This is a genomic window from Pseudomonas caspiana (assembly GCF_040224095.2).
In the GTDB taxonomy this organism is placed as follows: domain Bacteria; phylum Pseudomonadota; class Gammaproteobacteria; order Pseudomonadales; family Pseudomonadaceae; genus Aquipseudomonas; species Aquipseudomonas caspiana.
In genome coordinates this window covers 5975001-5999965 of the sequence record NZ_CP167995.1, presented here as the reverse complement: position 1 = coordinate 5999965, position 24965 = coordinate 5975001, and the positions used below count along the sequence as shown (strand labels likewise).

Genomic DNA, 24965 nt, shown 5'->3' with positions numbered 1-24965 from the left:
GTTCCAGATCAGCAGAGCATCTGAGCTCCGTGCCGCAAGCGCCAGCGGTCTGCGCGACGTGTGTTAGTCGACTGTCTCCTTTGAGTTGACAGTAAAACCCTTTTCAGCCGATTTATCCCTTATTCGAAGACCTTTAATCTGGCCTCAAGTTGAACGACGCCACTAACTACTTACCTACTTCGATAAAGGATTCCACCATGACTAACGCCACCTACAACCGCCTGAACAAAGACGACGCCGTAGTTCTGATGGTCGACCACCAGACGGGGTTGATCTCGCTGGTGCAGGACTTCACGCCGAACGAGTTCAAGAACAACGTGCTGGCGCTGGCCGATGTGGCCAAGTTTTTCGAACTGCCAACCATCCTGACCACCAGCTTCGAACAAGGTCCTAACGGCCCACTGGTTCCAGAGCTGAAAGAGATGTTCCCGGACGCGCCGTACATTGCCCGCCCTGGCCAAATTAACGCTTGGGACAACGAAGATTTCGTCAAAGCGATCAAGGCGACGGGCCGTAAGCAACTGATCATTGCCGGTGTGGTGACGGATGTTTGTGTAGCGTTCCCGACGCTGTCGGCACTGGCTGAAGGGTTTAATGTGTTCGTGGTGACTGACTCGTCCGGCACTTTCAACACCGCGGTGCAGCAAGCTGCCTGGAACCGTATGACCCAAGCGGGCGCGCAGATGATGAACTGGTTCTCGGTGGCGTGTGAGCTGCAACGCGACTGGCGCAACGATATCGAAGGCCTGGGTAACTTGCTGTCCCAGCGCATTCCGAACTACCGCAACCTGATGAACAGCTACTCGGCGCTGACAGCTCGTTGATCGAGTTGCAGTGAGCCAAAAACAAAGCCCGCTTTTAGAGCGGGCTTTTGTGCAATTAGCTGCTTTACAACTACTCCTGTAGGAGCTGCCGAAGGCTGCGATCGGTTTTACCTGACTCACCGCAATTCGCAGCCTTCGGCAGCTCCTACGAGTTATGACGTCGCCTCAAGCACGCACCGCCGCATACAGCGCTTTGATCAAATCCGACTGGGTGATGATGCCGACCAGATGCCGTTCAGCGTCGATGATCGGAATGTGCCTATGGCCGTTTTCGGAGAACACGGGCACGAGGTCGATCAATAAGCGATCACTGCTGGCGACGCGCACGCTACGGGTCATGATTTGCCCGACGATATTGGCGGGTTGATCTTTACGGGAGTGTCGCAACAGTGCGCGCAGGTGCCAGCCGACACCTTCGTGTGCGTCGAGGTCGATCTGCTGCATGAAGTCCGCCACGGTCACGATGCCCATCAGGTGCTGCTGTCTGTCGATTACCGGCAGTGCTTTGATCTTGTGTTTGCGCATCAAGGCCCAGGCTTCCCGGAGCGGCATTTCTTGTCGAGCCGAGATGGGCTGGGTACTCATCACATCGGCGCAACGCAGTTCGCCCATCTTGCGTTGGTAGGCAGAAGCTTCGGCCTGTTCAAGCAAGGTTTGCAGGTCATCGCGGCTGACATCCAGCACTTGGTTGTAATGGGCGAGGGCCGCGTCCAGGTCTGCGTTACTGAAGCGGCTGGCAGCATTTGTGGTCGCGGGCTTCTGCACGTGCGGCCACGGTCTTCGAGTCAGGTTGTTGTAGATCAGACCTGCTACCACCAACATGGCGGAATCAATGAGCACGGGGCTTAGCGCGAACTCGAATCGATCACAGCCAATCAGCACCATCAACAAGGCCGACGCCCCGCCGGGTGGGTGCAGACAGCGCAGAGCGAACATGATGGCGATGGCCAGGCTGACGGCAAGCGCGGCGGCGAGGGTCGCATCGGGTACCCATTTCACACAGGCTATGCCCACCAACGCTGACAGCGTATTGCCGCCCAACACCGACCAGGGTTGGGCCAGCGGGCTGGATGGCACCGCAAACACCAACACCGCGCTGGCACCCAGCGGAGCAACCAGTGCCAAAGCCAGCATGTTGTATTGGCTCGCCGGTGCGCCCTCTAGCCAGAAGGCGGCAGCCACTGCGACCAGTAGAATGCCGAGGGCCGCGCCGCAGCAGGCGCGCCATTTTTCCCGTGCATCGACGGCGTGGGGCGCGGGCCAAAGTGCACGAAGGTGCGATGTGAATGTTGAGCGTGGCGGTGGTGAGGGCAGTTGGGCGGTCATGATCAAATGGATGCCGAGTTGAATAGCAATGCGCTGCGACTGTGTCGTCGCTTGGGCGTGGTGGGGAACGTTAAACCCTATGGCGCACTCATTCAATTCGGCTGAAGTGTGTATCCGGTTCAGCTCATGCCAGTTCACTGGCCTTTATGTTGGCGATTGGGCCAAGAATCGAAGGCTCGAAGTTCGCAAGCGGTTGACCGCCCGCCAGGCGCAAAGGCAGGTCTGGATTAGCCAGCGCCGCTTTACCAATGGCGATCAGATCGGCCCCGTCCCGCAGGGCGATATTGGCCTCGGCTGCGTTGTGTAGGCCGCCGTTGGCGATGATGGGGATATCCCCTGCAAAGCGGCGCGCCAGTTTCACCAGGCTGGCTTCGTTGTTGGCGAATGCGGGCTGCCATGCTTCTCGTTCGGTCACATGAATGAAGTCCACGTTAGCGTCGGCCAATGTGCCGAAGATGACTTCCGCGTCGGCTTCGCTTCCGGCCCATTTGTGATCGAAATCGTTCACCTTGCCCTGAGATATGCGCACACCTACCGGATGCGCACCGGCAACCTGCTTGACCGCCTTGATGACCTCCAGCGTCAGCTCCAGACGAGCACGCACATTTGCGCCCCAGCGATCGTCGCGCATATTGGTGTAGTCGGTTAAAAACTGATCAAGCAAGTAGCCGTTCGCGCCGTGAATTTCGATCCCGTCAAAGCCAGCAATATCGACAGTGCGCGCCGCTGCCTGCGCAAATCCTTCGATGACGTCGGCGATGTCTTCATCGGTCATCGCGCTGGGCATCGGGTACTGGCCCTCGCCGTAATAAAAGGCCATCTGCGTGCCCTTGGGCCTGATGGCTGAAGGAGCGGCGGAGCGACCGGTAAAACGATTCCCCTGACTTAAAGCGCCTGCGTGCATCAGTTGGGCGAACACTATTGCGCCATGGTCATGTATGGATCGAGTAACTGCGAGCCAGGCCTGTGCTTGCTCTTCATCGCTGATGCCGGGCTGGCAAGAGTAGCCTTGCGAGAATTTCTGGTCTGTGTAGATCCCTTCGGTGATAACCAGCCCGAAGCCACCTTTGGCGAAGCGTTCGTAATAGCGCGCCATGGTGGTGGTTGCATTGCCGCTTTCGGTAGCGCTGACCCGGGTCATGGGCGCTACGGCCAGCCTGTTCTTCAATTTGATCGGGTTAATATCGATTGGCGATAGAATCTGGCTGTCAGGTATTTTCATTTTCGAGCCCTCAGTTCAGGTGAATGTGGCTCACTGCTGAGCTTGAGTAGAAGATAGGCTGTATGCCGAATGTTCAGTAGTGCCCATGGCCGATAAGCCGCTTTAACGAAATGAGATATAAAGCATGCAGCTTCCAGAGGTAGAAGTGTTTTCCGCCATCGCGGCGAGCGGCAGTCTTTCAGGGGCCGCCCGGCGTTTGGGCGTCTCGCCAATGACTGTTTCCAGGCGACTGGCATCTCTGGAGCGCGAGCTGGACGCTCGGCTGGTTCAGCGCACGACCCGCTCTACGTCGCTCACCCCTGAAGGCGAAGCGTTTCTGCCCTTTGCCAACAAAATGCTTGAGGCGCAGGAGGGGGCTCGCGCCACTTTACGAAGCCATTCAGCGACCGCCAGCGGCCTGCTCAAAATCACTGCTCCTACGGTTTTCGGTCAGGCGGTAATCATGCCTCTGCTGCCCGAATTAATGGCAGAGAACCCTGATCTGCAGGTGGACCTCACCCTTTCGGACAGCATCGTGGACATCGTCGGTCTGGGGATTGACGTCGCCATTCGCATTGCGACCTTGCGTGACTCGACACTCGTGGCGCGGGCCTTGGCAAGTAACCCGCGAGTGGTGTGCGCCAGTCCGAATTATCTGGCGAATCGTGGCACCCCCAAAACACTGGACGAGTTGAAACTCCATTCCTGTATCGCTTTGCACGGGATGCCTTACTGGCCGTTTACGAGGGCGGGAGCCAGTGTTTCGATTCGAGCTGAGGGGCCGTTCTCTGCAAACAGTGTTGAGGCGGTTCGGACCGCGAGCAAGAGTGGTCTGGGTCTGGCGATGTTGACCTTCTGGGATGTCAGAAATGAGCTCGACGACGGTAGCCTCGTTCTGGTCGAGCTGGCGGATGTCGTGCCCGAGCAACTGTCTGTCACCGCGGTATTGCCGACCCGCCATCATGTGCCATACAGGGTCGAAGCCTTTCTGAAAAAGCTTGAGCATGATCTGACACAAACCGACGGATGAGGGGGGTAGGGCTGCGTGGTGTGACGGCGGTATACGCTAATCTCTGGACAATTGCCGACGCCGGTGGCTAAGTCTTACCGCAGTTGAGCCGGTGCTGATCATCGCGCTGCGTCATGGTCCCAGGAGTCCCGATTTGAGCGTGCCAGAAACAAGAGTCATCAAGCGCAAGACGCTGCACAGTGAAACCGTTGATCATCTGAGGGACATGATTGTCAGTGGCGAATTGGGCCCTGGGCAGAAAATTCCGGAGAAGGAGCTGTGCGCGCGTTTTGATATTTCGCGCACGCCGTTGCGCGAAGCACTCAAGGCTTTGGCGGCAGAAGGGATGATCGAGTTGTTGCCGCAGCGCGGTGCACGGGTCGTGACAATCTCGGATGAGGAGCTTCAGGAGCTGTTCCCGATCATTGCCAGCATTGAGTCACTCGCCTGTGAGCTGGCGTGCGATTTGATTACTGATGCACAGTTGGCAGATATCACGACGATGCACGAAGAGATGCTTGTCGCTTATCGGGAGTCTCGACGCCTGGACTATTCGAGGCTTAACCGCGCTATTCATTTTGCGATCTTCGAAGCCGCTGGCAATGCATCTTTGCTGACCCTGTATAAAAACCTTGAGCTGCGCATCCGCAACATCCGTCACACGGTGCGCCAGATGCCCTCCGATTGGGAGGAGGCCGTCACTGATCACGAAAAAATCCTCAAAGCGTTAACCGCCCGCGACCGTACTCGACTGGCGAAAGTCATGCGCCAGCATGTGATGAACACGGCAAAAACGGTCCGTCACTCCATTGATGAAATGGTCGATATCGAGCCGGTTTAACAAATCCTCGAGGGACCAGCTTAGCTGGTCCCAATCTAATCAATCAAAAAACGCGCTAAAACTGCACATTTCCCATAAAAATGGCTCTAATTACGTGCAAATAAAATGAATTCATTATTTATTATTCTTTTTTGTTGACGTCAGCGCTCGACGAAAGCCAGCATGCTTGCGCATATCACTGGCGGCTCGTCGGCCCCTTCAATGGAGGTGGCCGGAACGCGATCACTACCCAAAGGGGGCACCTCATGAAGAAGACGCTGACCACTTCGTTGTTGATGTTCATGTTTGCAGGTGGGGGCGCGCATGCGCAGGACGACGGCACACTGGCGAAGATCGCCGAACTGGGCGAGATCACGGTCGGCCACCGCGACGGAGCCGTTCCGTTCTCTTACTACGACGATAAGCAGCAACCCGTTGGATATGCGATGGACCTGTGCGCCAAGGTCGTCGACGCGGTGAAGGTCAAACTGGGCAAGCCTGACTTGAAGGTCGTCTATATGCCGGTCACTGGCACCACCCGTATACCATTGCTGGCCAACGGCACTATCGACATGGAGTGCGGCACGACCACCAACAATGCCGAGCGACAGAAGCAGGTCACGTTCTCCACCACCAACTTCGTCGCCGGGGTGCGCATCCTGTCGAAGAAAGCCGCGCCCATCGATACATTGGCCGAAGCCAAAGGCAAGACCATCGTCACCCTGGCCGGGACCACCAGCGTCAAGGTGATCAACGAGGCCAACAATGAGCAGAAGCTGGGCCTGACGGTGTTGACCGCCAAGGATCTGGCCGAGGGCATGCTGACGCTGGAAACCAACCGCGCCGCTGCGTTGATCTTCGATGATGTTTCGATTGCCGGTGTTGCGGCTACGTCCAAATCGCCCGCTGATTACGTGCTTTCCAGCCAGCCACTCTCGGTTGAGCCATACGGCATCATGCTTCGCCGCAACGATGAGGCCTTCAAGGCGCTGGTCAATCAGACCCTGGAAGGTCTCTACAAGAGTGGCGAGATCAACACGATCTACGCCAAGTGGTTCACCCAGCCAATTGCGCCACGCGGCATCAACATGAATTTCCCGATGTCGAGTCAGCTCACCAAGGTGATCGCACACCCGACTGACGATCCCAATCCCGACCTGTATCGCTGATCGAAGCATTACTCATGCGCCGGGCGTTCGCGTCCGGCCTGCTACCTGCGCTAAACGGGCGACGCTATGAGTTACAACTGGAATTGGTGGATCTTTTTCGAGCCGTCCATGGACGGTACCCATACCTACCTTGAGACATTGATCTGGGGCGCGGGGTGGACTGTCGTTACGGCTCTGGGCGCGTTCACGATTGCGCTGACGCTGGGCTCTGTTGTCGGTGTGGCACGCACTTCTCCGTTGGCCGGTTTGCGTGCATTGGGTAAGGGTTTTGTCGAGGTTTTTCGAAACGTACCACTGCTGGTGCAGATGTTCCTTTGGTACTTCGTGCTGCCGGAGCTTGTGCCAAGTGACCTTGGGACCTGGCTAAAGCAATTGCCTAATGCGCAGTTCTACACAGCAGTGATTTGCCTGGGTTGCTACCACGCTGCCCGGATGGCCGAAGTGGTGCGTGCCGGTCTCGAAAGCTTGTCCACCGGGCAGCGCATGGCGGGGCAGGCGCTGGGGCTGAATCTGGTACAGACCTATCTTTATGTGCTGTTGCCGATGGCCTATCGCATCGTGGTCCCGGCCATTACTTCTGAGTTTCTCAGTTGCACCAAAAACACGTCTGTCGCTTTGGCGATTGGCCTGATGGAGCTCACTGGCAGCGCCCGTGCAATGCAGGAAAACAGCTTTCAGATCTTCGAAGCGTTTACAGCTGCCACGACCCTGTACCTGACGCTGAACCTCATCATCGTCTTTGCCATGCGCGCCGTTGAACGACTCTCTGTCGTTCCCGGCTATGGCTCGACCAAGAAGGCAGGCTGATCATGCTGAGCGGATTTGACCTGCAGGCGGTCATCAATGCCTTGCCGTATCTGTTCCTGACGGGAATGTCTTTTACTCTGACGTTGACCTTGTTCGCCACGTTGGGCGGCATCTTCTTCGGCACCTTGCTGGCGCTGATGCGTTTGTCGCGCTACCGGGCGTTGTCCCACGTTGCAACAGGTTATGTGAATTTGCTGCGCTCGCTGCCACTGGTGCTGGTGATTTTCTGGTTCTACTTCCTGATGCCTTATCTGGGGCAGTGGGTGACAGGCTCATCCCGACCCATGCGGATCGATCCGTTCTGGTCCTCGGTCATCACCTTCACGCTGTTCGAAGCCTGTTACTTCTGCGAGATCATTCGTTCAGGCATTCAGTCATTGCCCAAGGGCCAGTCGATGGCCTCGCAGGCCTTGGGCATGACTGGAAGCCAAAGCATGTTGTACGTGGTTTTGCCGCAAGCGTTGCGCAACATGCTGCCGCTGATGCTCACCCAGACCATCATCCTGTTTCAAGACACGTCGCTGGTGTATGTGCTGTCCATCACGGACTTCCTCGGTGCCACCGCAAAAATCGCTCAGCGCGATGGCCGTCTGCTGGAGATGTATATCTTCGCGGCGCTGGTCTACTTCGTGATTTCCCTATTGGCTTCCCACGCAGTGCGCCGCCTTCAACGCCGCGTTGCGATCATCCGTTAAGAGCGCACGACCATGATTACGATCAGCGACGTCTGCAAATCCTACGGCCAGTTTCAGGTGCTCTCGCATTGCACCACTTCCGTCGCTAAAGGCGAGGTGGTTGTGGTGTGCGGGCCTTCCGGGTCTGGCAAATCCACTTTGATCAAAACCGTGAACGGCCTTGAGCCAATCGACAGCGGCGAAATCGTTATTGATGGTGTCAGCGTTGTCGCCAAAGACACCAATCTGTCGATGCTGCGTTCGCGGGTCGGGATGGTTTTTCAGCATTTTGAGCTGTTCCCGCATCTGTCGATCATCCAGAACCTCATGCTTGCGCAGATCAAAGTGCTCAAGCGCTCCAAACCTGAGGCGCACGCCAAAGGTATGGCGTTGCTCGAGCGCGTTGGGCTGAAAGCTCATGCACATAAGTTTCCGGGTCAGCTTTCCGGTGGACAGCAACAGCGTGTGGCCATTGCCCGAGCGCTGGCGATGGACCCGATCGCAATGCTGTTCGATGAACCCACGTCGGCCCTCGACCCGGAAATGATCAACGAGGTGCTGGATGTGATGGTCGAGTTGGCCCGCGAAGGCATGACGATGATGGTGGTTACTCATGAGATGGGCTTCGCGCGAAAGGTCGCCAATCGGGTGATCTTCATGGACCGTGGCGAAATCGTCGAGGACGCTGACAAGGATGCTTTTTTCGGTCAGCCGCGCAGCGAGCGCGCCCAGCAGTTTCTATCCAAAATTCTTGTGCACTAAGGAGCCCGGCGGCATGGAAATTCTGAACGAGCAGCAGTTGCTTGAGCGGGCGGTTGCACGTGGCACTACGCTCAACGATGGGCGCCTGATGCTGTATGCTGGCGCCAACTTGCCCAGTGCGCAAGCGCAACAGGCTTATTCCCCCCAGCTGAGTGCGTACCCGGCAATGGGGCCGAGCTTTTCCAAGGAGCAGCCTGATACCGATGTGGTTTCCGGGCTGGAGGTCGCCATACGCGAGCGCATTTGTGAGTTGTTTGGTGCGCAGTGGGCAGAGCCGCGTCTGCCCAGTTGCACTATCGCCAATCTGGCCGTGTTCCATGCGTTTTCCAAACCGGGTGATTTGCTGCTCGCGCCTGCTGCGGCACATGGCGGACATCTGAGCCAGCGTCGGGGCGGGACGCCTTCACTGGCGGGACTTGTGGTCGAGGACCTTCCCTTTGATACGCGCCAATGTGTGCTGGATGCGCAGCGTTCTGCTGATCTGGTCCGTGAGCGTCGACCGACGCTGGTGATGCTCGGGCGGTCAGTGATTATCAAGCCTGACGACATCGAGCCTGTGGTCGAAGCGGCTGGGGAGGTGGGCGCCAAAACTATTTTCGATGCATCGCATGTTTCAGGGCTTATCGCTGGCGGCACTTTTCCAAATCCGCTCTCGCTGGGGGTTGATGTCATCACCAGTTCCACTTACAAGACATTGCCGGGCCGCCCGCATAGTCTGATTGCTGGCCGACATCCCGAGGATGGCGAGCGTCTGGCAAAGCTCATTGACGGTGCACTGCTCGCCAATTACGACGCCGGTAAACTGCCTGCGTTTCTTCACACGCTGCGCGAGGTGCAGGCAAATGGCAGGGCCTATGCCGAGCGTGTTTGTGCAAACTCCCAGGCATTGGCGCAAGCATTGCTTCAGCGTGGAGTTGTTGTCATCGCACCTGAGGCAGGTGAAGTGTTCACCCATCAGATTCTGATCCCCATGACTCCAGACCTTACCGCTGCGGCGGCAATGGCAGCACTGGAGAAGCACGGCATTCTCGTTGGAACCTGCGCGGACCCTACGACCCCAGGTGGCTATGCCCTGCGCGTGGGCACCCAGTTCTTCACTGCGCAACAGCCGAACCCGAACATCAACGCCATCGCGCAGCGGTTGGCGAGTGTGCTGCGGATTGACAGGGTAGGGCGCATGGCTGTTATTTGATCAGGGCACCAAGCTCTGTTTCACTGCCCCGCCAAAGGCGCTTCTCAATCACTCGGCTCACATCACAGGCCTCCAGCATCAGCAAATGCGCGGTGCTGGCCAAGGTAGAGATGTCGGATTCGTCGGTGTGGGTCGGGTTCATGTGGGCGAGGGTGTCGAGGAAGCGGGTGGCGAGGCTGATGCGGGTTTCGGCGAAGGCGTGCAGGTCTTTGAGCGAGGCGTGGCTGTCGAGTAGCAGCACGGCGTTTTCTTGCCCTGGGTGGGTGAGGGGGATGTAACGGGCGTGTTCGGTGTCATGGTTCATGTGCTGAAAACTCCTGACCGATGTGATGTTGCCACGCCTGATTAGAAGGGTGGCGGCTGTGCGCGGGTTGACGAACCGGTGACGAAAAGCCCATAAAACCGGCAGACCCGAAGGTCTCCCGTGCACAGCTGCCATAACATGGCCTCTGCTGACTTTTCGTCTGTACGGATCGTCAAATCCGGTCGTTGATTTGGCAACGACGGCGCGCAGGTTAAAGGTTCAGCGGGAGGCCAAGGCGGTATATATAGCTATTGTCTGGAGCAGGTGAAGCGGGGATGTGTTGCCGGACGTGAGTTTGATTCTCGAGGCAGTAGTAGATCGTATCGACCCCTGTGGGAGCCGAGCTTGCTCGCGATAGGACTAACTCGACCTCAGACCGCGTCATCGTTTATCGCGGGCAAGCCCAGCTCCCACAGAATCTACGTAAATTTCGACGGTCCGCGCGGCCATTCCTGCGACTTTGATCAAACTTGCGCGCAAACATAGAATCCCCCCATCCCGAAGTTTAGAGCGACTTCAATATGACCAATCAGTCACGAAAAGTTATCTATCTTCTGCGAATTTGCTACTGAATTGCCTCTAACAAGCAGCTACACTCGCGGCCCGATCCTCCTTCGAGCACGCCCATGAAATTTCGTTTTCTACTCTGGATGCTAGGGCTATTGATGGCGCGGGCCAGCCGCAATAACCCGGCTTTTCAACAGCAGTTGGCAGGCAAGGAATTGACCTTTGTGCTGCAGACCGCTGACGGCAAGGTCGCTAGGCATTTTGTGGTGAGCGGGCACCGGGTCAGCAGTGCTTCGGGGGTCATTGCAGAGCCTGGTTTTGCGATTATCTTCAAGGACGCCGCTTACGGTTTTGCGACGTTGCAAGCCAAGAATAAACAGCTGGCGTTCATGCAGGGCATTCAGGACAAAGACATTCAGATCATGGGCAATGTCGGTCTGGTGATGTGGTTTCAGGGCTTGATGAAGTACCTGAAACCACGCAAGAACAAGCCAGCGGTAAAAGCTTAAGGCAGTTCCAGGCCGCCACCGGCTTTGTGCAAGGCCCGCAAGTGCTCGCTGAGCTGCTTGAGGTTGGCCTCGTTGGCGGCGATTTCCTTGGCGCGTTCGGGTTCGAGCAGGGCGCGGACTTCTTTATCAAGGTCACCGGTCAGACGCTGTAGCTGTTTCTGACGCTGACTGCTTTCGTCTTCCAGACGTTTCCATTCTGCTGTTTGCGGCAAGCCGTAGCCGCCGCTGTCGAGCAGTTCGGCCGGGCGACTGAGGAAGCCGCTGCTGGCGAGAATTTCCTGCAAGGTGCCAGTGGCTTTGGAAACGCTGCCGTCTTTCTGCTCACGAGCGCTGAGGTAGCGTTGCTTGACCTCATCCTGGGCCAGCAACAATTGCCGACGCAGGCTGGCTTGCTCAAGCAGCAACATCGCAGCGCTGGTGCGCAAGTCCGCTTGTGGCAACCACGGTTTGCGCTCTTCGGCGGACAGCGACATCCATTCTTCAACAGTGGTCTGCTTGATCGGCAGGTGCTTCCTCAGCACGTCGAACATCGCTTGATAACGGTCACGATAGGAGTCGAAACGGTAGCCTTTGCGCAGCGCTTCCTTGGGATCATCCAGCACGCTGGTGTCAGCCAGGCCGCGGCCTTTGAGCACTTCAAGCAAGCCATTGGGCAGGATGCTGTCCAGGTCGACCAGCTTGGGATTGTTGGTCCCGCTGCGCAGCAGCTTGAGGTTTTCCACAGCGCAGTTGTTGGACAGGAAGAAGTAATTACCGTCGTAGCTCCAGTGCATTTCAGCGGCGTGCTGCACCAAGCCTTCGATTTCCGGACGGGACAGTTTCAGCGGCACCGAAGCAAGGCTGCGCAGTTCCGTCTTGGTGTATTCATCGATCACCTGTGCCAGTGGCAGCACGAACAGCCTTGACGGGTAGGCGCCCATCAAACCATCCCAACTGGACAGTTGAACGTCGCCGACAAAGGCGCGGTACGAAAGCACCAGATGTTGGTCAAGATCGAGGCGGCAGTCGGGTCCACGCGGGCGACCGGGTTTGCAGATGACCAGGCGCAGCATGCTGTGGCCCCAGCGGCTCATCATGTTCTGGTTGGCTTCGGCCAGCAGGTAATCCACTTCATAGACGCGTTCGGGGTCGAGCTTACCCAGCGGCTCACGGCCGAAGTCGTTGCCCGCGTTCAGGTACGGGTAGAAGGAAGGGCATTGGTCTTTTGCCGCGGGTGCCCATCCGAATTGTTCTTTGTAGTAGGCGTACAGCGCTGGGCGACGGCAAGCGTATGCCGGGTCGAGCAGGAAGTACTCCATGTTGACCGCGACGAATTCCAGCGGGCTGGTGGTCTCGTAGATGTCGGGGCTGCGCGCAACCTGGCCGTTGTGTTCTTCGCGATCACCACGACGGCCCACGTATTGCGGCCAGCCTGCCAGGTCCAGCAGGCGCGGGTCGTCGCTCAACGTGAAGCGGCGGTCAGTCTGGCCACGGCAGTAATCAGGCAAGCCGACTTTGCCCAGCGAGCTGCTGCGCCGTCCGCACTGGAAGATCACCGAGCGTTGGGCGGGTGACCACAAGCGCGCGCGGTCATAAATGTGGGTCAGCTCGTGCAGCACAGTGGCGAGCATTTCTCGGCGCACGGTGCCATGGGGACGATTGGTTTGTTTGGTCGCGGCACTGCCGTCGGTCAAGCCCGCCAGCAGGTTGGTATTGAGGTCCAGGCGATAGGGGCCGGATGCCTGACCATAAGCATTGGCAGGCATGTCGGCGGACCAGCGCACGTCAACACGGCGGTCCAGATCCTTGACGAAGCTCGGCGGCAGGGCGCCGAGCGCTTCATCCAGTAGCGTCTGGGTGGCTGTTTGCTGCGCAGGACTGAGGCCGCTGGTGTCCAGCGACAGGCTCAGGTCAGCGAAGGCGGACGTGCCCAGCAGAGACAATGCGCCTGCCAGCAGCCAGACGCAGAGGCGCCTCACAGTGCGAGAATGGCTTCGGCCAGGACTTGGTCGCTGGCACCGCGCGCTTCTGGCAGGCGAGTGCGCAGCATGTCGAATGCTGCATCGAGCTGCGCGCCGTGAATGTCACCGCCAGTGGCTACGTAGCTGGCCGCATCGTCTTTGGCCTGAACGACGATTTTGGAGTCACGGATCGAGGTGGTCGTATCGGACGTGAAGTCGATGGTGCGACCGAAAGCGCGCACGATGATGTTGCTGGTCTGCACGACGGTCTGTGCTTGAGCAATGTCAGCTAGCAAAAACAGGCCCAGGGTGGCGGCAATCAGGGGGGTACGCATGGAACGTCTCCAAGTAATGCAGAAGAGGTGAAGTGGCTATTGGACGAGGATTGCTTGCGCGAGTTCGAGGTCGCTGACACTAAGTTTTGGATCAGCCTGGCGCAAGGCCATTAGCGCTGATTCCAGACGTGCTCCCAGCAGTTCGCCGTCACTGGCGACAAAAGCCGCAGCATCATCCTGCGCTGCAACAATCAGCTTTCTATCAAAGGGCGCGGTCGTCACCTTGCTGGTGACGTAGCCTGTTATGACCAAAGATTGCGTGGTGGTATCCAGCGCCTGGGCCGGTACGGTCCAGAGCAGGCACGTTATCGGGGTGATGAACAGCAGCGGCAGTAAACGCATGGCTCTCTAACACTTGCAAAAACGAGCCGCAAGGCTAGCGCAATGGCCGGGCTAGAGCCAGCCCGACAGCCTGGCCGGATTGCCCAGGCTGTCAGAGCATGACGTCAGATGGCCAGGATGGCTTGGGCCAGTTGAGCGTCGGAAGCTTGAAGTTGTGGAGCGAGCTGGCGAATGTGCTGGAAAGCATTTTCCAGGCGGGCACCACGAATTTCACCGGCGCTGCCTACAAAAGTGGCAGCGTCATCGCGGGCTTCACGAACGATCTTGTCATCCCTGAAGGAAGAGCTGACGTCAGATGTGGCGTTGGTTGTTGAATCGACTGTGCGCACCATGGCATCTGTTGTTACAACAAAGCTGGTGGCATTGGCGCCGGTAGCAGCAGTCAACAAGACGGCGGCACCTAGCAGGCGAAGACGGGACATGGTCGGACTCCAGTGGAACAAAAAACGATAGTAAAGAAACGCGGGCTGGCCCGGCTGTTTCGTGAAGGCCTTGACAGAACTGATAGTACGGGGCTGTCACAAGCCTAGCATGGCGCTGCTGTAGGCGGTGCTTGCTATGCGCTGCGGGCATTTGCCAACAGAGCGTCGTTTAGCCATCTGCCCAAGCTGATGACCCAGACCAGCAGGGCTATCAAGCCGGTGCTGAACAGCATCCCATTGACCCCGCCGTGGACGATGAGTTTGCCTGCGATGAAAGGAAAACCGAACACACCCAGGAAATACGCCAGGCTGAAAAGCACCAGTGACTGCGCTGTCAGCCCCGAAGGTGCTTCGTTGGCAGCAAGCCCGTTGATGACTGAATAGTTGAGGCCATAACCGACGCCCAGCATGGCGGCGGCTGCGCCATAGCTCATGTTGTCATGGACCCACTGGCCAAAACCGATGACGGCGATCAGCATAATGGCGCTCAACACGCAGGACGCTGCGAACGGATTGCGCTTGACCACCCAGCTTGCGATCAGCAAACGGCAGCAGATGGCCGCCCCCATAAAACAGACGAAGAACACCGAGTAATCCAGCCCTAGGCTTGAGGCATAGCTGGTCTGAAAGCTGCCCAGGCCACCGAAGATCGCGCCACCCAGGCCCACCATCAGAATCGAAAAAGCTGCTTTGGATGTCAGCACTTTGCGTACCGAACCGAAGCTGATTTGTGCGCGATCTGCGGATGAGGCGTTTGCGTGCTTCCGTTGTCCTGTTTGCCAGAAATACAGTCCTCCTGCTACCGCCATGGCCGAAGCACAGAAAAAAGCGGTCTGGATCGGCAGCCCAAAGTAACCCGCCAGTTTCCCTGCCAAGGGGCCAGAGCCAATACCCGTAAGCATGCTGCCCGAGAGCAACGCAAAGCTGTGGCTGCGGCGAGCAGGTTCAACCATACCCGCGACCATAATGGGCCCCAAGGTATAAAAGACTCCCCAGCCGAGGCCAAGCATCAGGGCGCAAATCATCAGCCAAGGGCCGAGGCTATCTGCAGTTGCGAATCCTAGAGAGGCTGCCGCCAGAAAACTCGCCCCCAAGGCTATACAGCGCGCAGGCCCCCATTTATCCGTCAGGTGCCCAGAGCCCAGCACGGCTGCAATAGTGCTGATCATCGCGACGCAAATCACTTGGCCGGCATAACGCTCGTCCCCGCCGAAGGATTTGATCAGTAGCGTCAGGAGGAAGGTTGAGCCATATGAGACCGAAAGCAGCAGGCTTGCGATGCAGAAGGCGCCAAAGCTTGAAGGCTGGCTGGGTGGAGAATGGGTCATGCGCGTATCCATGCGTGGTGGTTCTGGCTTTTTAGCACTGACGCACATGGAGTTGGTTGCCTAAGTGGCGGAGTGAAGGTCAGGGGATTTATAACAAACTGTACTTGTTTTATGTTGGATTTAAATAACTGTACTTGTTCGGGCTGTTCAGCTTTGATTTCGGTCCTTAGCCGTTCACCTCCATTCAATACCGCGAATTGGAGCGTATTCCACGTGGGAGCTGACGAAGGCTGCGAATGCTATGAAGCTGACACACCGCCATCGCAGCCTTCGGCAGCTCCTACAAGGCGAGGCCAGAGTTTTTGATGCCCCAGAAATGACAAAACCCGTCAGCAGTTACCTGCGACGGGTCTTGTATGAAGCAATTCGGGTTGCTGGTGAGTGACCTTGGAAGGTCAGGACCAGCGTGCGCCAGTTAGCGCCAGAACGGCTTGCTCAGCTCTTCGTAACGCTGCGATTCGCTGATACCTGCGTCAGCCAGCAGACGTGCATCCAGGCGGGCCAATTGGTGGCGGCTGGACAGGCGACGTTGCCAAAGCATCAGGTTAGCGAAAGCGCGAAGAGGCCATGCAGCTTTTGCGGTTGTAGCGGTGTTTTCGTTGAAAAGGTCGGAACTGAGTGTACGTTCCATGGTGTGCATCCTTCCGCTTGTGGCGGGCTAGAGAGTGATTTAACTGGTGCCCATCTTCCTCCGAGTTGGCCAGTCTCTCTAGACACAGTTCAACTGTATTGTGCGAGTTCAGTTAACTGTTTAAAGGCACTGTTTTGTTCCTATTTGGGGCAACTGTACCGGTCGGCACCTTTATAGTGCATTTTGTGCGCTGATTTGGTGAAAACCTCGTTTTACCCCCTCCAAATGACCGGTACAGCAGTACAGTTTTTTCAGAATTGTCTTTGTCAGTCTTTTTGCGAAGCAGAAAAGTGTATTGCTCTCTCGCAACTGTTCACGTCATACGGGCAGCATGCTGCCTGTCTCATCCAGGCGGGAGTGCCAACTTAGTGCTTCGCGCAACACATGAGGGGTATGTCCTCCCTTGAGGCAGGCCGCCGCAAAGTAGGTATTCAGGGCGTCGCGGTAGGCTGGATGCACGCAGTTGTCGATGATCACCCTGGCGCGCTCCCTAGGTGCCAAACCGCGCAGATCCGCCAGACCTTGCTCGGTTACCAGAATGTCCACGTCATGCTCGGTATGGTCGACGTGGCTGACCATCGGCACGACGCTGGAAATCGCGCCACCTTTGGCAATCGACTTGGTCACGAAAATGGCCAAGTGCGCGTTGCGGGCGAAATCACCCGATCCTCCAATGCCATTCATCATGCGCGTGCCGCAGACGTGCGTAGAGTTGACGTTGCCGTACAGGTCGAACTCAAGCGCGGTGTTGATGCCGATGATGCCCAGCCGACGGATGATTTCCGGGTGGTTGGAGATCTCTTGCGGGCGCAGCATCAGGCGTGACTTGTAGCGCCCGAAGTCGGCGTACACTTCAGCGTATTTGCTGGCGGAAAGGGTCATGGAGCTGCCGGAGGCAAAGCTCAGCTTGCCCGCGTCGAACAGTTCGAATGTCGAGTCCTGCAGAACTTCGGAATACATCGTCATGTCGTGGAAAGGCGAGTCCACCAGACCATGCATGACCGCATTGGCGATGGTGCCGATCCCGGCCTGCAGCGGCATTAGTTTGTTGGTCAGTCGATCCTCGCGAACTTCATTTTTGAAGAACTCCACCAAGTGGTTGGCGATAGCCTGGGTATCCTGATCCGGCGGCAACACCGTTGACGGCGAGTCAGGCTGGTTACTGATGACAATGCCGACGATTTTTGCCGGATCGATCTGTACCGCCGGGTTGCCGATGCGCGTGTCAGCTTGCAGCACCGGGATTGGCAGGCGGGTAGGGCGATAGCTCGGGATATAGATGTCGTGCAGACCCTCCAGCTCCAAGGGCTGGGCCAGGTTGATCTCGACGATGACTTCCTTGGCGAGGATCGCGAAGCTGGCGGAATTGCCTACTGAGGTGCTGAGTACCAGATGCCCCTCTTCGGTAATCGCTACGCATTCGATTACCGCCAGATCCACGGCTTTGATTTGCCGGTTTCGCAGTTGCTCGACGGTATCGGAAAGGTGGCTGTCGATGAACATCACCGAGCCGTCGTTGATGGCCTTGCGCAGCGTGCTGTCGACCTGAAACGGTGAGCGACGCGACAGCACGCCAGCTTCGGTCAACTGCTTGTCCAGGTCGTTGCCCAGGCTGGCGCCGGTCATCAGGCTGATCTTGAGCGGCGACAGCTTTGCGCGCTCGGCCAGTGCATGAGGTACAGCCTTGGCTTCGCCGGCGCGGGTGAAGCCGCTCATGCCAACGGTCATGCCGTCCTGAATCAAAGCGGCAGCGTCAGCCGCGCTCATGACCTTGTTCATGAGCGAAGGCAAGCGGATACGATCACGGTACATGGGATTCTTTTCTCGGGGGTGGAAGCGAAGCCCAAGTCTAGAGAGTTGGGCGGTGTTCGTCCCGCTACCAAGGTCGCATTTGGAGGCTCTAATTAGCGGGTTTCAAAGCAAAACACTGTTACGCAGAATGTAAAAAGCCCCGGCGTTTTTCGCGCCGGGGCCCGGTTTTAACGCATCAGGAGCCTACGCGTTGTCGACCGCCTTAACCATGTCCTCGATCACCTTTTTGGCGTCTCCGAAAACCATCATGGTTTTGTCCAGATAGAACAGTTCGTTATCCAGACCGGCATAACCGCTGGCCATCGAGCGCTTGTTGACGATGATGGTTTTGGCCTTGAAGGCCTCCAGAATCGGCATGCCCGCAATTGGCGACTTGGGATCGTTCTTGGCGGCCGGGTTGACCACGTCGTTGGCACCCAACACCAGCACCACGTCCGCCTGACCAAACTCGGAGTTGATGTCTTCCATCTCGAACACTTGGTCGTAAGGCACTTCGGCTTCTGCGAGCAAGACGTTCATGTGGCCTGGCATACGTCCGGCAACCGGGTGGATCGCGTACTTCACGGTCACGCCGTGGTGAGTCAGCTTCTCGGTCAGCTCTTTAAGCGCATGCTGCGCCCGGGCAACCGCCAGGCCGTAGCCCGGAACGATGATCACGGTGTCGGCGTTGGTCAGCAGGAAGGTTGCGTCGTCGGCCGAACCGGACTTCACCGGACGGGCTTCTTTGGCGCCTGCCGGGCCTGCATCGTCAGTCGCGCCGCCGAAGCCTCCGCCAATCACGTTGAAGAACGAGCGGTTCATGGCTTTGCACATGATGTACGACAGGATCGCACCCGAAGAGCCCACCAGCGAACCGGCGATGATCAGCATCGAGTTGTTCAGCGAGAAACCGATACCGGCCGCGGCCCAGCCCGAATAGCTGTTGAGCATCGACACGACGACAGGCATGTCAGCCCCGCCAATCGGGATGATCAGCAGTACACCGATCACGAAGGCCAGGGCCAGCATGATGGCGAACGCGGCGAGATTGCCGGTGAACATGAAGAACAGGCCGAACGCCAAGGTAGCCAGACCCAATACCAGATTCAGCTTGTGCTGCCCGGCGAACTGTACCGGTGCGCCTTGGAACAGGCGGAACTTGTATTTGCCCGACAGCTTGCCGAACGCAATGACCGAGCCGGAAAAGGTGATTGCACCAATGGCCGCGCCCAGGAACAGCTCCAGACGGTTGCCCGCAGGAATAGCATCGCCCAGGTTCTTCACGATGTTCAGCGACTGCGGCTCAACCACGGCTGCAATGGCAATGAACACCGCTGCCAGGCCGATCATGCTGTGCATGAACGCAACCAGCTCAGGCATTTTGGTCATTTCAACGCGCTTGGCCATGATCGAGCCTGCGGTTCCGCCGACCAGCAGACCGATCACGATGTAGCCAATGCCAGCCGAGGTGTCGGACAGAGCGGCCAGCTTGTAGACCAGGCCAATGGTGGTCACGACGGCCAGACCCATGCCGAGCATGCCGAACAGGTTGCCGCGACGTGACGTCGTCGGGTGCGACAAGCCTTTGAGGGCCTGAATGAAGCAGACCGCCGAAACGAGGTACAGCAGGGTGACGAGGTTCATGCTCATTACTTCGCTACCTCATCTTTGGCTTTCGGTGCTTTTTTCTTGAACATTTCCAGCATTCGTCGGGTGACAAGGAAGCCACCGAATACGTTGACGGCGGCCAGAGCCACGGCCAGGGTGCCCATCGTCTTGCCCAACGGCGTGACGGTCAGCGCAGCGGCGAGCATTGCGCCGACGATGACAATCGCCGAAATGGCGTTGGTCACCGCCATAAGCGGTGTGTGCAGTGCTGGCGTTACGTTCCAGACCACGTGATAGCCGACGTAGATCGCCAGTACGAAAATGATCAGGTTGTAGATACCTGGGGAGATCAGCTCTTCCATTGTTTTATCCTCAGCCGTTCTTGCGGATGACTTGGCCGTCGCGGCACATCAGGCACGCAGCAACAATGTCGTCTTCCAGGTTGATGTGCAGCTGACCGTCCTTGTCGAACAGCAGCTTCATGAAGTCCAGCAGGTTGCGGGCATACAGTGCCGAAGCGTCAGCAGCGACCAGCGCGGGCAGGTTGGTGTAGCCCACCAGCGTGACGCCGTGCTCGACAACCACTTGATCGGCCACGGTCAGCGGGCAGTTGCCGCCTTGGGCTGCGGCCAGATCGATCACCACGGAACCGGGCTTCATCTCGGCCACGGTTTCTGCGCTGAGCAATACCGGCGCTTTACGGCCCGGGATCAGTGCGGTGGTGATGACGATGTCCGACTGCTTGGCGCGTTCGTGCACTGCAATCGCCTGACGCTGCATCCAGCTGGCGGGCATCGGGCGGGCGTAACCACCCACACCGACGGCGCATTCGCGCTCCTCATCGGTTTCGTAAGGCACGTCGATGAACTTGGCACCCAGAGACTCAATCTGTTCCTTCACCGCTGGACGCACATCGGACGCTTCAACCACGGCACCCAGACGCTTGGCGGTAGCGATCGCCTGCAGGCCAGCCACGCCAGCGCCGAGTACCAGTACTCGCGCAGCTTTGACCGTGCCCGCTGCGGTCATCAACATCGGCATGAAGCGCGGATAGTGATGAGCGCCCAGCAGCACAGCCTTGTACCCGGCGATGTTGGCCTGGGAAGACAGCACATCGAGGCTCTGCGCGCGGGAAGTGCGCGGCGCAGCTTCCAGAGCAAACGCTGTAACGCCCTGCTCGGTCATCTTGCTGATGGTTTCGTTGTTGAAGGGGTTGAGCATCCCGACAACGAGCGTGCCGCTCTTGATTTGCGTCAGTTCGCTGTCGTTCGGCGCGCAAACCTTGAGCACTAGCTCGGCAGCCAGCGCATCGGTGGCGGTGCCAATTGTCGCGCCTGCTGCTTCATAAGCGCTGTCCGTGACGCTGGCAGTGATGCCTGCTCCACTTTGCACCGTAACCCGATGGCCTTGGGCGATCAGCTTCTTGATGGTTTCAGGGGTTGCAGCAACCCGCTTTTCACCCGACTGGGTCTCGAGAGGAACGCCAATGTGCACGTGTAATCTCCTGCGTGATCTTCTTGTTTTCTTCAAATAGGCCAGCGCACTTCAGCGAGTACGACTGGGGCTGCCGATCAGCATGATCCCGCCAATTTCAGGGCGGGGCGCGGCATTTTGCAGGCGAAGTTTGGTGCCTTCAATCCATTTTGTAAGGAGACGATAAATTAACTACAAGTCATCCCGTGACCAAATGTCGCAGTGATCTGCTTCTAGCCCTTGTTTACTGGGCCTTAGAGGGAAAGTAGTCGAAATATGAGAAAACCATGAATTCAATTCCTGAATCATTGGCATAACCAAAGAACAGGGCTGTACCTCAGGCATTTAGAGGCTTATAGGCCTTATTTTTCGTGCGGAGATACTAAGGCGTTTATGCGACAAAAACGTATATCTGTAGGTTTTTCTGAGGGCTGACTACAAAGTTATTCAAGGTTTTGTATAGCGCTCTCGTGCTCGTAAGTCTTGGCTTGCCCGGCGAGCCAGTCTCGGAATGCGCGCAGTGATGCCGACTCCACTTTGCGCACCGGGATCATTAGGTAGTAGGCCTTGGGGCTGGCAAGTGCGCGGGGGTTGGCGATCACTAGCCGCTGTTCTTTCAGCTCACGCTGTATAAGGAAGGGCGGGATCAAGGCAATGCCCATTTCGTGGCTGGCGGCTTGGGCAAGCATCGAAAACAGTTCGTAACGTGGGCCGGTCATGTCCCGTGCGACGTTCATCTCCAGCCCGCTGAACCATTGTCGCCAGGCGTAGGGCCGAGTGGTTTGCTGCAGTAGCGGTAAAGTTGCGATTTCTGCCGCGCCAAGCTCGCTCCGTTTGCCTAACAGTGCAGGACTGCAGACCGGGACGGGGTTCTCACCCATCAATCTGTAAGACTCGGTGCCTGGCCATTCGGCATCGCCAAAGTAGATGGCGGCGTCGAAGTCGGTATCGGCAAACAGGAACGGCCGGGTGCGGTTGGTGAGGTTCACCGTGACGTCAGGGTGGCTCTGCTGGAAATCCTTCAGGCGGGGCAGTAGCCATTGAGTGCCAAACGTGGGCACAACTGCCAGTTCAATCGCGTTGGCGCCTTGGTTGCCCATCACTGACAAGGTATCGCGTTCTACCGCGTCCAGTTGCGTGGCGACTCGTCTGCTGTAGGACAAGCCCGCTTCTGTCAGCTTCACTCCCCGCCGAGAGCGTCGGAACAGTTCTATGCCGAGGAACGATTCGAGGCTACCTATCTGTCGGCAGATGGCGCTCTGAGTCAGAGAAAGTTCGTCAGCGGCCTTGGTGAAGCTCTCATGGCGAGCGGCTGCCTCGAAACTGACGAGTGCAGCGGTGCTGGGAATTTTGCGGCGCATGTACGCAGCCCTCACTAATCAAAGCCGATATGGGTCTTGATATGAATCTCGGAGTGAGAAATTAGCACAACAGCGTGCAGATTCATCGTTTGTGAGGTCGCCGTCTCAGGTCTAGGATCATTCCATAATTATTTCAATGATTGAGGATGGCTCATGGCTGGCAAGGCAAGCTTCAACTGGATCGATCCCCTGCTGCTGGATCAGCAGCTCACGGAAGAAGAGCGCATGGTGCGCGAAAGCGCGGCGCAGTTCGCCCAGGATAAGCTGGCACCCAGAGTGCTCGAAGCCTTTCGTCATGAGCAGACCGATCCGGCGATCTTTCGCGAAATGGGTGACGTAGGCCTGCTCGGTGCGACTATTCCGGAAGAGTACGGAGGCAGCGGCCTCAATTACGTTTGCTATGGGTTAATTGCGCGGGAAGTGGAGCGCATCGACTCTGGCTACCGTTCCATGATGAGCGTGCAGTCCTCTCTGGTAATGGTCCCTATCAACGAGTTCGGGACAGAAGCGCAAAAGCAGAAGTATTTGCCAAAGCTCGCTTCCGGCGAATGGATTGGCTGCTTTGGTCTGACGGAGCCTAATCACGGTTCCGACCCTGGCGCGATGATTACCCGGGCAAAGAAAGTCGACGGCGGCTATAGGCTTTCAGGCAGCAAGATGTGGATAACCAACAGCCCGATCGCCGATGTGTTCGTGGTTTGGGGTAAGGACGATGAGGGTGATATTCGCGGCTTTGTGCTTGAGAAGGGTTGGGCCGGACTGAGTGCGCCGGCTATCCATGGCAAGGTCGGTCTGCGCGCCTCGATCACTGGCGAAATCGTCATGGATAACGTCTTTGTGCCTGAAGAGAATATCTTCCCGGACGTGCGCGGCCTCAAAGGCCCCTTTACCTGCCTTAACTCGGCTCGTTATGGCATCTCGTGGGGCGCTTTGGGAGCCGCGGAGTTCTGCTGGCACACCGCCCGGCAATACGCTCTGGACCGGCAGCAGTTCGGGCGTCCATTGGCGGCCAACCAGTTGATCCAGAAAAAGCTGGCCGATATGCAGACCGAGATCACCCTGGCGCTGCAAGGTTGTCTGCGCCTGGGGCGTATGAAGGATGAAGGCACGGCAGCAGTTGAAATCACTTCGATCATGAAGCGTAACTCCTGCGGCAAGTCTTTGGACATCGCCCGTATGGCTCGCGACATGTTGGGTGGGAATGGCATCTCCGATGAGTTCGGTATCGCCAGGCACCTGGTGAACCTTGAGGTGGTGAACACCTATGAGGGTACTCATGACGTGCATGCGCTGATTCTCGGGCGTGCGCAGACCGGCATTCAGGCCTTCTATTAAGGAGGCCGGCAATGAGTGCGCTATCGCATATCCGCGTACTGGACTTGTCTCGCGTATTGGCCGGGCCCTGGGCGGGTCAGATCCTTGCTGATCTGGGGGCCGAGGTCATCAAGGTCGAGCGGCCTGGCAGTGGTGATGACACTCGCGCATGGGGGCCACCATTTCTGAAGGATGCTCAGGGCGAGAACACGGGTGAGGCGGCTTATTATCTGTCCGCGAACCGGAACAAGCAGTCAGTGACCATCGATTTCACTTTGCCTGAGGGGCAGAGGTTGGTCAGGGAGCTGGCTGCAAAGTCCGACATCCTGATTGAAAACTTCAAGGTCGGTGGTCTGGCTGCTTATGGTCTGGATTACGCTTCGCTTAAGGCAATCAACCCGCGCCTGATCTATTGCTCCATTACCGGGTTTGGACAAACCGGACCCTATGCCAAGCGAGCTGGGTACGACTTCATGATTCAGGGGTTGGGTGGTTTGATGAGCCTGACCGGGCGTGCTGATGAGCAGGAAGGGGCTGGGCCGGTAAAAGTCGGTGTTGCGCTAACGGATGTCATGACCGGTGTGTACGCGAGCACTGCGATATTGGCGGCGTTGGCGCATCGAGATCAGGGTGGGCAGGGTCAGCACATTGATATGGCCTTGCTGGATGTGCAGGTGGCCTGTTTGGCAAATCAGGCGCTGAACTATTTGACCACAGGAGTGGCGCCGACACGTTTGGGTAACGCCCATCCCAACATTGTTCCTTATCAGGATTTCCCCACCGCTGATGGTGATTTCATTCTGACGGTGGGTAATGACAGTCAGTTTAGAAAGTTTGCGCAGGTCGCAGGTCAGGCTCAGTGGGCGGACGACCCGCGCTTCCTCACTAATAAGCTGCGGGTTGCCAACAGGGCTGAGCTGATTCCGCTGATTCGTCAGGCGACGGTGTTCAAGACTACGGCGCAGTGGGTGAGAGAGTTGGAATCTGCGGGTGTGCCCTGCGGGCCAATCAATGATTTGTCCCAGGTCTTTAGTGATCCGCATGTGCAGGCGCGAGGGCTGGCAATGAATCTGCCGCATGCGCTGGGTGGGAGTGTGCCGCAGGTGGCCAGCCCCATCCGTATGTCCGCAACTCCGGTGGAGTACCGGCATGCGCCTCCCTTATTAGGGGAGCACACTGCGGAGGTGCTTGAGCGGGTCTTGGGAATGCAGGCTGCGCAGATCAATACACTCGGTCAGGACGGAGTGCTGTAACTCCTTCTATATATAGAGGAAAACGCGTTTTTCAGGTTTTTCACTAAAAGCGTAAATTAAGGG

The 24965-nt window shown here is 57.5% G+C and carries 25 protein-coding genes; 11 read left to right on the top strand and 14 right to left on the bottom strand.

Annotated elements, in window-relative coordinates:
- Positions 1 to 197 precede the first annotated feature (197 nt).
- A complete protein-coding gene (gene ycaC, locus ABRP31_RS27050; RefSeq protein WP_349972620.1) occupies positions 198 to 824 on the top strand; it encodes an isochorismate family cysteine hydrolase YcaC in 627 nt (208 codons plus the stop codon).
- A gap of 165 nt (positions 825 to 989) precedes the next feature.
- Here the strand turns inward: ycaC and ABRP31_RS27045 are convergent, their stop codons facing one another.
- The gene (locus tag ABRP31_RS27045) at positions 990 to 2150 is read right to left on the bottom strand and encodes an HPP family protein (protein WP_349972621.1); all 1161 of its coding nucleotides are present in this window, start codon (positions 2148 to 2150) and stop codon (positions 990 to 992) included.
- 124 nt (positions 2151 to 2274) lie between these two features.
- Positions 2275 to 3372 (bottom strand): NADH:flavin oxidoreductase, encoded by a 1098-nt coding sequence (locus ABRP31_RS27040; RefSeq protein WP_349972622.1) that lies wholly within the window; start codon positions 3370 to 3372, stop codon positions 2275 to 2277.
- Between the two features lie 124 nt (positions 3373 to 3496).
- On the opposite strand from ABRP31_RS27040, the gene ABRP31_RS27035 reads away from it, so the two are divergent.
- The 7 genes from ABRP31_RS27035 (at position 3497) to ABRP31_RS27005 (ending at position 9784) form a co-directional block, all read left to right on the top strand.
- Positions 3497 to 4381: a LysR family transcriptional regulator gene (locus tag ABRP31_RS27035; protein ID WP_349972623.1), complete on the top strand. Its 885-nt coding sequence runs from the start codon at positions 3497 to 3499 to the stop codon at positions 4379 to 4381.
- A 139-nt stretch (positions 4382 to 4520) separates the two neighbouring features.
- Positions 4521 to 5201, top strand: a complete 681-nt coding sequence (locus tag ABRP31_RS27030; RefSeq protein WP_349972642.1) for a GntR family transcriptional regulator — start codon at positions 4521 to 4523, stop codon at positions 5199 to 5201.
- A gap of 245 nt (positions 5202 to 5446) precedes the next feature.
- A complete protein-coding gene (locus ABRP31_RS27025) occupies positions 5447 to 6349 on the top strand; it encodes a transporter substrate-binding domain-containing protein (RefSeq protein ID WP_349972624.1) in 903 nt (300 codons plus the stop codon).
- 66 nt (positions 6350 to 6415) lie between these two features.
- Complete coding sequence (locus tag ABRP31_RS27020) at positions 6416 to 7156, top strand: amino acid ABC transporter permease (RefSeq protein ID WP_349972625.1); 741 nt, start codon at positions 6416 to 6418, stop codon at positions 7154 to 7156.
- Between the two features lie 2 nt (positions 7157 to 7158).
- Positions 7159 to 7851 (top strand): ABC transporter permease subunit, encoded by a 693-nt coding sequence (locus ABRP31_RS27015; protein ID WP_349972626.1) that lies wholly within the window; start codon positions 7159 to 7161, stop codon positions 7849 to 7851.
- Between the two features lie 12 nt (positions 7852 to 7863).
- Positions 7864 to 8592, top strand: coding sequence for an amino acid ABC transporter ATP-binding protein (locus ABRP31_RS27010; RefSeq protein ID WP_349972627.1), 729 nt, complete (start codon positions 7864 to 7866; stop codon positions 8590 to 8592).
- 13 nt (positions 8593 to 8605) lie between these two features.
- Positions 8606 to 9784 carry a glycine hydroxymethyltransferase gene (locus tag ABRP31_RS27005; RefSeq protein WP_349972628.1) on the top strand — a complete coding sequence of 393 codons (1179 nt, stop codon included), beginning with the start codon at positions 8606 to 8608 and terminating at the stop codon, positions 9782 to 9784.
- On the opposite strand, the gene ABRP31_RS27000 is transcribed toward ABRP31_RS27005, so the two are convergent.
- Entirely contained in the window at positions 9777 to 10088 is a 312-nt protein-coding gene (locus ABRP31_RS27000; protein ID WP_349972629.1) for a hypothetical protein, read from the bottom strand. The genes ABRP31_RS27005 and ABRP31_RS27000 overlap by 8 nt on opposite strands.
- A gap of 626 nt (positions 10089 to 10714) precedes the next feature.
- On the opposite strand from ABRP31_RS27000, the gene ABRP31_RS26995 reads away from it, so the two are divergent.
- The gene (locus tag ABRP31_RS26995) at positions 10715 to 11104 is read left to right on the top strand and encodes a helicase (RefSeq protein ID WP_349972630.1); all 390 of its coding nucleotides are present in this window, start codon (positions 10715 to 10717) and stop codon (positions 11102 to 11104) included.
- Here the strand turns inward: ABRP31_RS26995 and ABRP31_RS26990 are convergent.
- The 11 genes from ABRP31_RS26990 to ABRP31_RS26940 all read right to left on the bottom strand — a co-directional run bounded on the left by ABRP31_RS26990 (position 11101) and on the right by ABRP31_RS26940 (position 22335).
- Positions 11101 to 13062 (bottom strand): DUF4105 domain-containing protein, encoded by a 1962-nt coding sequence (locus tag ABRP31_RS26990; protein WP_349972631.1) that lies wholly within the window; start codon positions 13060 to 13062, stop codon positions 11101 to 11103. The genes ABRP31_RS26995 and ABRP31_RS26990 overlap by 4 nt on opposite strands.
- Positions 13059 to 13379 carry a DUF2388 domain-containing protein gene (locus ABRP31_RS26985; RefSeq protein WP_087274609.1) on the bottom strand — a complete coding sequence of 107 codons (321 nt, stop codon included), beginning with the start codon at positions 13377 to 13379 and terminating at the stop codon, positions 13059 to 13061. Before ABRP31_RS26985 ends, ABRP31_RS26990 begins: the two co-directional genes overlap by 4 nt.
- A gap of 36 nt (positions 13380 to 13415) precedes the next feature.
- Positions 13416 to 13721, bottom strand: coding sequence for a DUF2388 domain-containing protein (locus ABRP31_RS26980; protein ID WP_349972632.1), 306 nt, complete (start codon positions 13719 to 13721; stop codon positions 13416 to 13418).
- Between the two features lie 104 nt (positions 13722 to 13825).
- Positions 13826 to 14143 (bottom strand): DUF2388 domain-containing protein, encoded by a 318-nt coding sequence (locus tag ABRP31_RS26975; protein ID WP_087274612.1) that lies wholly within the window; start codon positions 14141 to 14143, stop codon positions 13826 to 13828.
- 134 nt (positions 14144 to 14277) lie between these two features.
- The gene (locus ABRP31_RS26970; protein WP_349972633.1) at positions 14278 to 15471 is read right to left on the bottom strand and encodes an MFS transporter; all 1194 of its coding nucleotides are present in this window, start codon (positions 15469 to 15471) and stop codon (positions 14278 to 14280) included.
- A 415-nt stretch (positions 15472 to 15886) separates the two neighbouring features.
- Positions 15887 to 16102, bottom strand: a complete 216-nt coding sequence (locus tag ABRP31_RS26965; protein WP_122664644.1) for a DUF1127 domain-containing protein — start codon at positions 16100 to 16102, stop codon at positions 15887 to 15889.
- A gap of 318 nt (positions 16103 to 16420) precedes the next feature.
- Positions 16421 to 17914 carry an acetyl-CoA hydrolase/transferase family protein gene (locus tag ABRP31_RS26960; RefSeq protein WP_349972634.1) on the bottom strand — a complete coding sequence of 498 codons (1494 nt, stop codon included), beginning with the start codon at positions 17912 to 17914 and terminating at the stop codon, positions 16421 to 16423.
- A gap of 183 nt (positions 17915 to 18097) precedes the next feature.
- The gene (locus tag ABRP31_RS26955) at positions 18098 to 19543 is read right to left on the bottom strand and encodes an NAD(P)(+) transhydrogenase (Re/Si-specific) subunit beta (RefSeq protein WP_087274619.1); all 1446 of its coding nucleotides are present in this window, start codon (positions 19541 to 19543) and stop codon (positions 18098 to 18100) included.
- Positions 19543 to 19863, bottom strand: coding sequence for an NAD(P) transhydrogenase subunit alpha (locus tag ABRP31_RS26950; protein WP_027899877.1), 321 nt, complete (start codon positions 19861 to 19863; stop codon positions 19543 to 19545). Before ABRP31_RS26950 ends, ABRP31_RS26955 begins: the two co-directional genes overlap by 1 nt.
- A 10-nt stretch (positions 19864 to 19873) precedes the next feature.
- Positions 19874 to 20995, bottom strand: a complete 1122-nt coding sequence (locus ABRP31_RS26945) for a Re/Si-specific NAD(P)(+) transhydrogenase subunit alpha (protein WP_349972635.1) — start codon at positions 20993 to 20995, stop codon at positions 19874 to 19876.
- A 422-nt stretch (positions 20996 to 21417) separates the two neighbouring features.
- Entirely contained in the window at positions 21418 to 22335 is a 918-nt protein-coding gene (locus tag ABRP31_RS26940) for a LysR family transcriptional regulator (protein ID WP_349972636.1), read from the bottom strand.
- A 153-nt stretch (positions 22336 to 22488) separates the two neighbouring features.
- On the opposite strand from ABRP31_RS26940, the gene ABRP31_RS26935 reads away from it, so the two are divergent.
- The gene (locus ABRP31_RS26935; RefSeq protein WP_349972637.1) at positions 22489 to 23670 is read left to right on the top strand and encodes an acyl-CoA dehydrogenase; all 1182 of its coding nucleotides are present in this window, start codon (positions 22489 to 22491) and stop codon (positions 23668 to 23670) included.
- Positions 23671 to 23681: 11 nt separating this feature from the next.
- Positions 23682 to 24902 (top strand): CaiB/BaiF CoA-transferase family protein, encoded by a 1221-nt coding sequence (locus ABRP31_RS26930; protein WP_349972638.1) that lies wholly within the window; start codon positions 23682 to 23684, stop codon positions 24900 to 24902.
- Positions 24903 to 24965 lie beyond the last annotated feature (63 nt).

Coding starts and splice junctions, on each gene's coding strand:
- ycaC (WP_349972620.1), top strand. CDS start 198: ATGACTAACGCCACCTACAACCGCCTGAACAAAGACGACGCCGTAGTT.
- ABRP31_RS27045 (WP_349972621.1), bottom strand. CDS start 2,150: ATGACCGCCCAACTGCCCTCACCACCGCCACGCTCAACATTCACATCG.
- ABRP31_RS27040 (WP_349972622.1), bottom strand. CDS start 3,372: ATGAAAATACCTGACAGCCAGATTCTATCGCCAATCGATATTAACCCG.
- ABRP31_RS27035 (WP_349972623.1), top strand. CDS start 3,497: ATGCAGCTTCCAGAGGTAGAAGTGTTTTCCGCCATCGCGGCGAGCGGC.
- ABRP31_RS27025 (WP_349972624.1), top strand. CDS start 5,447: ATGAAGAAGACGCTGACCACTTCGTTGTTGATGTTCATGTTTGCAGGT.
- ABRP31_RS27020 (WP_349972625.1), top strand. CDS start 6,416: ATGAGTTACAACTGGAATTGGTGGATCTTTTTCGAGCCGTCCATGGAC.
- ABRP31_RS27015 (WP_349972626.1), top strand. CDS start 7,159: ATGCTGAGCGGATTTGACCTGCAGGCGGTCATCAATGCCTTGCCGTAT.
- ABRP31_RS27010 (WP_349972627.1), top strand. CDS start 7,864: ATGATTACGATCAGCGACGTCTGCAAATCCTACGGCCAGTTTCAGGTG.
- ABRP31_RS27005 (WP_349972628.1), top strand. CDS start 8,606: ATGGAAATTCTGAACGAGCAGCAGTTGCTTGAGCGGGCGGTTGCACGT.
- ABRP31_RS27000 (WP_349972629.1), bottom strand. CDS start 10,088: ATGAACCATGACACCGAACACGCCCGTTACATCCCCCTCACCCACCCA.
- ABRP31_RS26995 (WP_349972630.1), top strand. CDS start 10,715: ATGAAATTTCGTTTTCTACTCTGGATGCTAGGGCTATTGATGGCGCGG.
- ABRP31_RS26985 (WP_087274609.1), bottom strand. CDS start 13,379: ATGCGTACCCCCCTGATTGCCGCCACCCTGGGCCTGTTTTTGCTAGCT.
- ABRP31_RS26980 (WP_349972632.1), bottom strand. CDS start 13,721: ATGCGTTTACTGCCGCTGCTGTTCATCACCCCGATAACGTGCCTGCTC.
- ABRP31_RS26975 (WP_087274612.1), bottom strand. CDS start 14,143: ATGTCCCGTCTTCGCCTGCTAGGTGCCGCCGTCTTGTTGACTGCTGCT.
- ABRP31_RS26970 (WP_349972633.1), bottom strand. CDS start 15,471: ATGACCCATTCTCCACCCAGCCAGCCTTCAAGCTTTGGCGCCTTCTGC.
- ABRP31_RS26965 (WP_122664644.1), bottom strand. CDS start 16,102: ATGGAACGTACACTCAGTTCCGACCTTTTCAACGAAAACACCGCTACA.
- ABRP31_RS26960 (WP_349972634.1), bottom strand. CDS start 17,914: ATGTACCGTGATCGTATCCGCTTGCCTTCGCTCATGAACAAGGTCATG.
- ABRP31_RS26955 (WP_087274619.1), bottom strand. CDS start 19,543: ATGAGCATGAACCTCGTCACCCTGCTGTACCTCGTTTCGGCGGTCTGC.
- ABRP31_RS26950 (WP_027899877.1), bottom strand. CDS start 19,863: ATGGAAGAGCTGATCTCCCCAGGTATCTACAACCTGATCATTTTCGTA.
- ABRP31_RS26940 (WP_349972636.1), bottom strand. CDS start 22,335: ATGCGCCGCAAAATTCCCAGCACCGCTGCACTCGTCAGTTTCGAGGCA.
- ABRP31_RS26935 (WP_349972637.1), top strand. CDS start 22,489: ATGGCTGGCAAGGCAAGCTTCAACTGGATCGATCCCCTGCTGCTGGAT.
- ABRP31_RS26930 (WP_349972638.1), top strand. CDS start 23,682: ATGAGTGCGCTATCGCATATCCGCGTACTGGACTTGTCTCGCGTATTG.